Annotated in this window: 6 protein-coding genes, 1 tRNA gene and 1 pseudogene; 3 read left to right on the forward strand and 5 right to left on the reverse strand. The window is 72.7% G+C overall.

Annotated elements, in window-relative coordinates; all coding sequences use genetic code 11:
- Window positions 1-5 precede the first annotated feature (5 nt).
- From ACFULQ_RS15230 to ACFULQ_RS15240, 3 genes are all read left to right on the forward strand, one after another.
- On the forward strand, window positions 6-1,235 hold the full coding sequence (locus ACFULQ_RS15230; protein ID WP_383543312.1) for a sensor histidine kinase: 1,230 nt from the start codon (window positions 6-8) through the stop codon (window positions 1,233-1,235).
- A 121-nt stretch (window positions 1,236-1,356) separates the two neighbouring features.
- Window positions 1,357-1,965 (forward strand): response regulator, encoded by a 609-nt coding sequence (locus ACFULQ_RS15235; RefSeq protein WP_383543296.1) that lies wholly within the window; start codon window positions 1,357-1,359, stop codon window positions 1,963-1,965.
- Window positions 1,966-1,987: 22 nt separating this feature from the next.
- Window positions 1,988-2,063: transfer RNA gene (locus tag ACFULQ_RS15240), tRNA-Gly, on the forward strand.
- Window positions 2,064-2,133: 70 nt separating this feature from the next.
- Here the strand turns inward: ACFULQ_RS15240 and ACFULQ_RS15245 are convergent.
- From ACFULQ_RS15245 to ACFULQ_RS15265, 5 genes and pseudogenes are all read right to left on the reverse strand, one after another.
- Window positions 2,134-3,033 (reverse strand): phosphoribosylaminoimidazolesuccinocarboxamide synthase, encoded by a 900-nt coding sequence (locus tag ACFULQ_RS15245; RefSeq protein WP_383543299.1) that lies wholly within the window; start codon window positions 3,031-3,033, stop codon window positions 2,134-2,136.
- A gap of 144 nt (window positions 3,034-3,177) precedes the next feature.
- Window positions 3,178-4,695: a N,N-dimethylformamidase beta subunit family domain-containing protein gene (locus ACFULQ_RS15250; protein WP_383543301.1), complete on the reverse strand. Its 1,518-nt coding sequence runs from the start codon at window positions 4,693-4,695 to the stop codon at window positions 3,178-3,180.
- Between the two features lie 272 nt (window positions 4,696-4,967).
- Window positions 4,968-7,109 (reverse strand): hypothetical protein, encoded by a 2,142-nt coding sequence (locus tag ACFULQ_RS15255; protein ID WP_383543303.1) that lies wholly within the window; start codon window positions 7,107-7,109, stop codon window positions 4,968-4,970.
- Between the two features lie 301 nt (window positions 7,110-7,410).
- Window positions 7,411-8,664, reverse strand: coding sequence for a phosphoribosylamine--glycine ligase (purD, locus tag ACFULQ_RS15260; RefSeq protein WP_383543306.1), 1,254 nt, complete (start codon window positions 8,662-8,664; stop codon window positions 7,411-7,413).
- A gap of 137 nt (window positions 8,665-8,801) precedes the next feature.
- Window positions 8,802-9,015, reverse strand: a pseudogene (locus ACFULQ_RS15265) (DNA polymerase III subunit gamma/tau); the annotation flags it as partial.

Raw genomic sequence — 9,015 nt, forward strand, 5'->3', positions numbered from 1 at the left:
TGGGCATGCGCGAGCCGGGGGGCTGGTGGCGGCGGAAGAGCACGCCGGCCAAGGTCGAGACGTACACGCGGTGGTCGTTCCACTTCTTCGCGGTGACCGAGGTCGCCGCGGTCGGGCTGCCGCTGTTCGGTGCGATGCCGGGCTGGCTGACCGCCCTGCTGCTGGTGATGCTGGTGGGGCACGCGGTGACCTGTGCCGTGGTCGCGTCCCGGGCGCTGGACTGGACGCGGGGCCGTCGCGAGCAGCCCGTCCACATGCTGTGGACACTCGGCGCGGTCACCGCCGTGGTCGCCGTGACGGCCATGGCGGTCTCGGAGCACGGGCCGAGCGGCGACGACGTCGACACCGCGGCCGGTGGGATCTTCGCGGTCGTGCTGATCTTCGGTGCCGGAGCGATCGCGCTGGGGGTGCGCGAGCGGAAACGCGTTTTCGCGCTCGTCGCGGGGGCCGCGGTGGGCGCGGGGGTGGTCGCCTTCCCGCTGGGGATGCCCGGCCCGGCGACCCTGGCGACGATGGTGGCCGTGCTGCTCGGCACCGGGTTCTTCGCCTTCACCTCCGTGTTCTCGGTGTGGCTGCTCACCGCCGTCTACGAACTCGACGAGGCCCGCGAGACCCGCGCCCGGCTCGCCGTCGCCGAGGAACGGCTGCGGTTCGGGCGGGACCTGCACGACGTGATGGGGCGGAACCTGGCCGTGATCGCGCTGAAGAGCGAACTCGCCGTACAGCTCGCGCGGCGCGGACGGGAGGAGGCCGTGGACCAGATGACCGAGGTGCAGCGGATCGCCCAGGAGACACAGCGCGAGGTGCGGGATGTCGTACGGGGCTACCGGGAGGCCGACCTCGGGGCCGAACTGGCGGGAGCGCGAGGGGTGTTGACCGCGGCCGGGATCGACTGCGAGGTCACCGGGGAGCCGGCCGGGCTGCCCGCCGAGGTGCAGTCGGCGCTCGGCTGGGTGGTGCGGGAGGCCACCACCAACGTCCTGCGGCACGGGGACGCCAAGCGGTGCACGGTGGCTGTGCTGAGGGAACCGGATCGGGTGGTGCTGACCGTGGAGAACGACGGGGCGTCCAGATCGCCGGGCTCCGGCGGTTCCGGCGTGGGCGGTTCCGGCCTCGCCGGCCTGCGGGAACGGCTCGCGGCGGTGACCGGGACGCTGGAGGCGGGGCCCGCGCGCGACGGGGTGTTCCGGTTGGTGGCACGGGTGCCGGTGGCGGTTGCGGAGGGGGTTTCGTGAGGGCGGTGGGCGTGGGCGGGGTCGGGATGGTGAGCCTTGCTGGGGGCGGGCCGGTGACGGGGCCGGTGTCTGGGGCTGTGCCGGTGTCTGTGTCTGGGTCTGTGTCGGTGGAGGTTGGCTCGTGACGCTGCGGGTGTTGCTCGCCGACGACGAGCATCTGATCCGGGGTGCGCTCGCCGCGCTGCTCTCCCTGGAGGACGACCTGGCGGTCGTCGCGGAGGCGGCCACCGGTCCCGAGGCGCTGGCGATGGCCCGGGCGCACGGGCCCGACGTAGCCGTACTCGATCTCCAGATGCCCGGGGCGGACGGTGTGAAGGTCGCCACATCGCTGCGCTCGGAGCTGCCGGCGTGCAAGGTGCTGATCGTCACCAGTCACGGACGGCCCGGGCACCTGAAGCGGGCTCTCGCGGCGGGTGTGCGCGGGTTCGTCCCGAAGACCGTCAGCGCGCAGCGGCTCGCGGAGATCATCCGCACGGTGCACGCGGGAAACCGTTACGTCGACCCCGAGTTGGCCGCCGACGCGATCTCCGCCGGGGACTCGCCGCTGACCGCGCGGGAGGCCGAGGTGCTGGAACTCGCCGCCGACGGGGCACCCGTAGCGGAGATCGCCGAACGGGCCGCCCTGTCGCAGGGAACCGTACGGAACTATCTGTCCTCGGCCGTCTCCAAGCTCGGGGCCGAGAACCGTCACGCGGCCGTGCGGCTCGCACGCGAGCGAGGTTGGGTATAGTGGTTCCCGCGCCACGGCGCATGCGAACGTAGCTCAGTTGGTAGAGCGCAACCTTGCCAAGGTTGAGGTCGCGAGTTCGAACCTCGTCGTTCGCTCCAGTTCGAAAGCCCCCGGCTCCGGCCGGGGGCTTTCGCGTTGTGGCCCCGGCTTGCGCCGGGGCTTTTCACGTTACGACCAGCTCGTGCCCGTCAGTCGCTCGAACGCCTCGATGTACTTGGCGCGGGTGCGGTCCACGACCTCCTGCGGCAGCGCCGGCGGGGGCTGCTCGCTCTTGCGGTCCCAGCCGGACTCCGGCGAGGTCAGCCAGTCGCGCACGAACTGCTTGTCGTACGACGGCTGCGCGTGCCCCGGCTCCCACTGGTCGGCCGGCCAGAAGCGGGAGGAGTCCGGGGTGAGCACCTCGTCCGCGATGACGAGGGTGTCCCCGTCGAAGCCGAACTCGAACTTGGTGTCGGCGAGGATGATCCCCCGGTCCCGGGCGATGTCCCGGCCTCGGCCGTAGACGGCGAGGGTCGCCTGGCGCAGCTGGGCCGCGGTGTCCGCACCGACCTGGCGGGCGACCTCCTCGTAGGAGACGTTCTCGTCGTGCTCGCCGACGGCGGCCTTGGTGGCGGGGGTGAAGATCGGGGCGGGCAGTTCGCTGCCGTCGACCAGGCCCTCGGGGAGCGCGAGGCCGCAGACGGTACGGGAGTCGTTGTACTCCAGCAGGCCGGAGCCGGTGAGATAGCCGCGGGCGACCGCCTCCACCGGGACCATCTGGAGCGACTTGCAGACCAGGGTGCGGCCTGCCCAGTCGGCGGGGGCGCCTTCCGGTACGTCCGTGCTCAGTACGTGGTTCGGCATCAGATCGGCGATCTGGTCGAACCACCACAGGGACAGCTGGGTGAGGACGCGGCCCTTGTCGGGGATCTCCGTCGGCAGCACCCAGTCGAAGGCGGACAGGCGGTCACTGGCGACCATCACGAGGTCGCCCGCCTCGTTCTGGTACAGCTCGCGCACCTTGCCGGTGTGGAGGTGCACCAGGCCCGGAACCTGGAGCGGCTCGGGCTTTTCTACGAATCCGGACACGGTTCCTCCCCGTGGGTCTGTCCAACGGGTCGATTGTCCCGTACACCGGGCTGACCTTGGACTTGGGGTGTGCTGCGGGTGCCTGGCCGGCGTCTTGCCGTGCCTTGTCGGGTCTTGCTGTGTCTTGCTGTGTCTTGTGTGGGCTCAGTCACGCTTGCAGATGCGGTCCAGGAGGTTGGCGGTGGCGCGCTGGACCCGGGTGTCGACGTGGCCCGGGCGGTCGAGTGCCGGGGACCAGGCGAAGGTGCCGGCGGCGAAGACCAGGGCGCCGGAGGGGGCGCGGTAGAGGGACGTCTCCTGGTGGCGGAGGGCGCCCTCGCTGTCGGCGTACGGCGAGTGGGCGAGCAGGATGCGGTCGTCGTGCTCGGGGAGGGGGGTGCGCGGGAAGTAGCGGTCGGCCTCGCCCGCGACCAGGCCGGCGAGCTCGTCGCCGTCATGGGCGCCGGTCGCGTCCCACAGCCAGTGGTCGGCGTTGCGGACGATCAGGGGGTGCGGCTCGGGCACCCGTCCCGCGTACTGGATGCCGACCAACTGCTGCTCGGGGCGGTCGACTTCACGCCAGAGCACCGGCCTGCCCGGTCCCTTGCGCTTGCGGCAGGTGAGCAGGCGGTCGGGGACGCCCGAAGGAGAGGGCCCCAGCTCGACCTGCCAGTACATGGTGTTGGCGGACAGGAAGACCAGGGCGGTCCCGCTGTCCCTCGCCCCCTCGACCGTGCGGCGCATCGCCGTCGACCAGTACTCGTCGTGGCCCGGGAAGACCAGGCCCCGGTAGCGGGTGGGGTCGACGCGGCCGGCGTGCAGGTCGCGGGCGTCGGCGTAGGCGAGGTCGTAGCCGTAGCGCTCGGCGAAGCGGATGAAGTCGTAGGCGTGGCCGACGTGCAGGGGCAGGCCCGCGCCCGCGTACGGCCGGTCGAAGGAGACCGTGGTCGCGGCGTCGGCCTCGCCGAGGAGCCGGCCGCTCTCGTCCCAGGCGTGGTAGAGGCTGGCGCCGGTGCGGCCGTCCTCCGGATAGAGGTTGTACGCCTGCCACGTCACGTCGGGCAGCAGGAGCAGCAGGTCGGCGGGCTGGTCGTCGCGGACCGTGAAGGGGATGTGGGAGCGGTAGCCGTCGGCGGTGGTGAGAACCGCCACATACGCTCCGATGCTCCAGTACGACGGGATCTGCAACCGCCAGCTGAGCCACCAGTGGTGACAGGAGACCGTACGGTCCGCGGTCAGCGGCGGGGGCTGGACGATGCCGGAGAGACGGGGGCTGGTGGTGATCTTCGCCGCGCCGTCGCCGCCGTAGTGGCCGATGCGGTAGATGTCGACGCTGAACTCCTGGGGCGGGTCGACGGTGATGTGGAAGTCGACGGCCTCGCCGGGGGCGACCGCGCCGGTGGAGATGAAGCCCTTGATCTGGCGGCGGACGTCGTCCGCGGAGCGGGGGGCTCCGCCGGTGGGGGCGGTGCGGGGGGAGGGGACGCGGGCGCCCTTCCCCGGGGTCCTCGGGGTGTGGGCCAGGTCCGTCTCGACGTACCAGGGGACCACCTGGCCGGTGTCGTCGAAGTAGGTCTCGGTGCCGCGCAGCCAGGGGACGGGGCCCTGTCCGAAGGGGTCCGTCACGGCGTGCGCGAGTGCTCCCGACTCCCAACGGCGGATGTGCTCCGGTCCTGGGCCCATGGTGGCTCCCTCCCTGTGCCCCCGTTGTTCGTCTTGGCCGGTGCGTGGTGGTGCCGTGTACGTGCGGTTCGCTGGTGCGGTGCTGGTTCTGCCCTGCTGATGTCGGCGCTGTGCTGGTGCGGTGCTGGTGCTTTGTGCGGAGGTCGTGCGTCTGTCCTATGGCGCGCGCCCATGCCATGTGCGCGATCGGTCCCAGCACATCACATTCCGCACTCAGGCTGTCACTATTCGTTGCGAATTGGCCGAAAGTGGAAGCAGGGACTCCGGTTGCGTCAGACGAGCCGGACGGGCTTCTCCGGGCGTATCCCCGACTTGACCAGCCAGGCGCGCAGCGGGGCGGGGTCGCCGTCCTCGACGAGGCTGAGGACACGGGGGGTGAGATCCGCCGCGCGTTCGCCGTTGATGAGGAGGGACGGGCCGTCGAGCCAGTCCAGGCCCGGGGTGGCGCCCGCGGTGTCGATCGCGGCGCAGCAGACCATCGCGGTGACGTGGTCGGTGAGGAGTTCGCGGGCGGTGCGGGGTGGCTGGAGGGGGAAGAGGGGGAGAGCGGTGTCGTCCCAGGAGGTGAGGTCGGGGGCGGCGCTGCGGGAGTGGGGGGTGGCGGCTTCCTCGCGGGCCAGCTCGGCGGTGAGGGCGGCGGCGAGCGTCTCGGCTTCACCTTCGGCCTTCGTGGTCCCGTTTGCCCAGCCTGTATGGCTTTCGTGGTCGGGTGCGGGGGGCTCGTGGGGGGCGGTTTCGCCTTCGGCGAGTGCGGGGGTGTTCGTGGGGGTTGAGGCGTCCGGGGTGGTCGGCTCTTGCGCCGCGGGGGTTGAGGTGTCTGGGGTGGGCGGCTCATGCGCCGTCGGGATCGAGGCGTCCGGCGTGGGCGGCTCATGTCCCCTGGAGGTCGAGGCGTCCGGTGCGATCGGCTCATGTCCCGTGGAGGTCGAGGCGTCCTGCGTGGGCAGCTCATGCGCCGTCGGGATCGAGGCGTCCGGCGTGGGCGGCTCATGTCCCCTGGAGGTCGAGGCGTCCGGTGCGGTCGGGGCGTGTGTCCCTGGGGTGCCGTCGGGCGGAGGAGCCGGGGTCGTGGGGGTGGGGGGCGCGGGGGCGGCCGGGTGGGTCGCGGTCGGCTCCGGGGGCGTGTGGTGGGGGGAGGACAGGTGGGTCAGGACTCGGGCGAGGGTGGGGGCGTCGGAGTCCGGTGGCGTGGTGCCCTGTGTGTGGGTCACGCCCTGGGCGTCGAGGACTCGGTGGAGGCGGGCCGCGTCCAGGCGCCACTTCCGGTCCACGACCTCTTCCGGGTACTCCTGCCAGTCCACCGGGGCCCAGTCCGGGCCGGTCTCCGCGGGGCCGCCGTGGAAGAGGCGGGCGGCGAGGAGGGAGGCGGCCTCGTCGATCGTGCCGGGCTCCTCCAGGAGGTCGCATGCCGGGCGCTCGCCCAGGCGGGAGGCGAAGCCCTCGGCCAGGCGGTCGCGGCGGGACAGCTCGGTGAGGGCGGCCACCACGCCCGCGTCGAGGCGGGACGGCCAGCGGCCCATCCGCCAGGCGGGTAGCGCGACCCGGGTCAGGAGGCGGTCCCAGCCGGCGTATGCCAGGCCCACCTGTTCCTGCGCGACGATCCGCAGGCCGTAGTCCACAGCCTGTGCACGCTCGGCGGCCGCCGCGGCGACCCCGCGCTCCATCAGGGCCGCGTGCTCCCGGCAACTGCGCAGAAGGAGGCGGGCCACCCAGGCGACGCCCGCGCAGAGCACGCGGGTGAGCGGGCAGCGACCGGGGGTGGAGCCGACGGCCACCGCGGCGTCCAGTCCCCGTACGAAACGACGGGCCGCGGCTATGTCCGGGTGCGCCGAGGGTCCCGTACCGGCGACGACCGGGGCGAGCACCGCGCGCAGCTCTCCGACGCGCATCCACCACAGGAACGGCGACCCGATGACCAGCACCGGGGCCGCCGGGACCCGGCGGTGGGAGCCGTGGACGCCCGCGATCTCGTCCTCCCGGCCCTCCTGCGGAGGCGGGCCGTGGGCGGGATGGGTGCGGTCCTCCAGCCAGCTGTCGCAGTCCGGGGTGAGCGCTATCGCGGAAGGCGCGGGGACGTCCAGCCGGTCGGCGAGGTCGCGCACCATCCGGTACAGGTCGGGCGCGGACTCCTCGGCGATCGCGACGGTCGGACTGACGGCCGGCCGGGCCCGCGCCACGACCAGGGCGACGGCCCCGGCGGCGAGCAGCACGAGCACGCCGAGCACGCTCATGGCCAGCCGAGCCGCGTCCCAGCCGGCGCCCACCAGATGCCCGGTGGAACCTCCGGCGAGCAGCACCACGGCGACCGCCGCGGGCAGCAGCGCCACGGCCAGCGCGCGGCTGCGGATGCGCAGCACGGCGAGGGCCCGGGAACGCGCGGCCTGCGCGCCTGCCTCCACACCGATTCCGGTCACGACCGGACCTCACCCCCTCGCTGCCGTCCTGAATGCCCAGCTGTCCTGGCGTTGCTCACTCCCCCACTGTGGCAGCCGCCACTGACATCGCAATGCCGGTGGGCCAAGTGCCGGACCGCTTGCGCCGCACCCTAGTTGGGCCCCGGGCCCCCGTCAGCCGTATGGCGCCCCGGTCACCCGATGGAATGGCTTTGGGGAAAGGTGGATGACGTACAGCAAAGATCAGGCCCCGAATCCTTAGACGGATCCGGGGCCGATCGGGTTGTTCAGGGGCGGGGTTTTCGCCCCGGTTTCGAGGCTCTCAGGCTTCCGACGCCGCCTTCGCCGCGATGTCCGTACGGTGCTGGGAACCGTCGAGGCCGATACGGGCCACTGCCCGGTACGCCCGCTCGCGGGCCTCCGTGAGGTCCTTGCCCGAGGCCGTGACCGACAGGACGCGACCGCCGGCGCTGACCACGGCGTCACCGTCCCGCTTGGTGCCGGCATGCAGGACGTAGGCGTGCGGGGCGTCCTCGGCGGCCACGTCGTCGAGGCCGGTGATCGGGTCGCCGGTGCGCGGGGTGCCGGGGTAGTTGTGCGAGGCGATGACCACGGTGACCGCGGCGTCCTCGCTCCAGCGCAGGGGCGGCAGGTCCTCCAGGTTGCCGCTCGCGGCGGCGAGCAGGACACCGGCCAGCGGGGTCCTGAGGCGGGCGAGGACGACCTGGGTCTCGGGGTCGCCGAAGCGGGCGTTGAACTCGATCACCCTGACGCCCCGGGACGTGATCGCGAGACCGGCGTAGAGCAGACCCGAGAAGGGGGTGCCGCGACGGCGCATCTCGTCGACGGTCGGCTGGAGGACCGTCTGGAGCACCTCGTCGACCAGCTTGGGGTCGGCCCAGGGCAGGGGGGAGTACGCGCCCATGCCGCCGGTGTTCGGGCCTTCGTCGCCGTCGAGCGCGCGCTTGAAGTCCTGGGCGGGCTGGAGCGGCAGGACGGTGTCGCCGTCGGTGATGGCGAACAGGGAGACCTCGGGGCCGTCGAGGAACTCCTCGATGACGACCCGCTCGCAGCCGGCCGCGTGCGCCTTGGCCTCGTCGAGGTCACTGGTCACGACCACGCCCTTGCCCGCCGCGAGACCGTCGTCCTTGACGACGTACGGGGCGCCGAAGGCGTCGAGGGCCTCGGCGACCTCCTCGGCTGTCGTACAGACATAGGAGCGGGCGGTCGGGACTCCGGCCGCGGCCATGACGTCCTTGGCGAAGGCCTTCGAGCCCTCCAGCTGCGCGGCCTCCCCGGACGGGCCGAAGACCGGGATGCCCGCGTCGCGCACGGCGTCGGCGACTCCCGCGACGAGCGGGGCCTCCGGGCCTACGACGACGAGGTCGACGCCGAGTCGCTGCGCGAGCGCGGTCACGGCGTCGCCGTCGAGTGCGTCGACCGGGTGCAGCTCGGCGACCTCGGCGATGCCGGCGTTGCCGGGAGCGCAGTGCAGGGCACTGACGTCGGGGTCGAGGGACAGGGAGCGGCACAGGGCGTGTTCGCGGGCGCCGGTACCGATGACGAGGACCTTCACGGGGGTCAGCCTAACGGGGTTTTTGTGGGGGGTTCCTAAGGGGTGGGGCGAGGGGAGTTGTGGGTTCCTCCAAGGGGTGGGGCTGAGCGGGCGGTACGGCTGTGCTCGCGCCGGCCGCTCTGCTCGCTCTACTCGTCCTACTCGTTCGTGAACTCCTCGACGACCGTCGCTCCCAGTTCGCGCACGATCAGTTCGTGGCCAGAGAGGGCGGACTCGTTGAGGTCGGGGTCGTCGTCCTCGGGGATGTCGTCCTCGATGGAGACCGGTGGGGGTTCCGGGGCGGAGGAGCGGGGAGCGGGCGCCGGGGTGGGTCTCGGGGGTGGGGTGGGCTGGGGGGTGGGGGTGTGTGAC

This window comes from Streptomyces sp. NPDC057253, from assembly GCF_042669125.1.
GTDB lineage: Bacteria > Actinomycetota > Actinomycetes > Streptomycetales > Streptomycetaceae > Streptomyces.

Excerpts from the sequence above, each read along its gene's own strand:
- ACFULQ_RS15230 (WP_383543312.1), top strand. The coding sequence starts at position 6 with ATGCGCGAGCCGGGGGGCTGGTGGCGGCGGAAGAGCACGCCGGCCAAG.
- ACFULQ_RS15250 (WP_383543301.1), bottom strand. The coding sequence starts at position 4,695 with ATGGGCCCAGGACCGGAGCACATCCGCCGTTGGGAGTCGGGAGCACTC.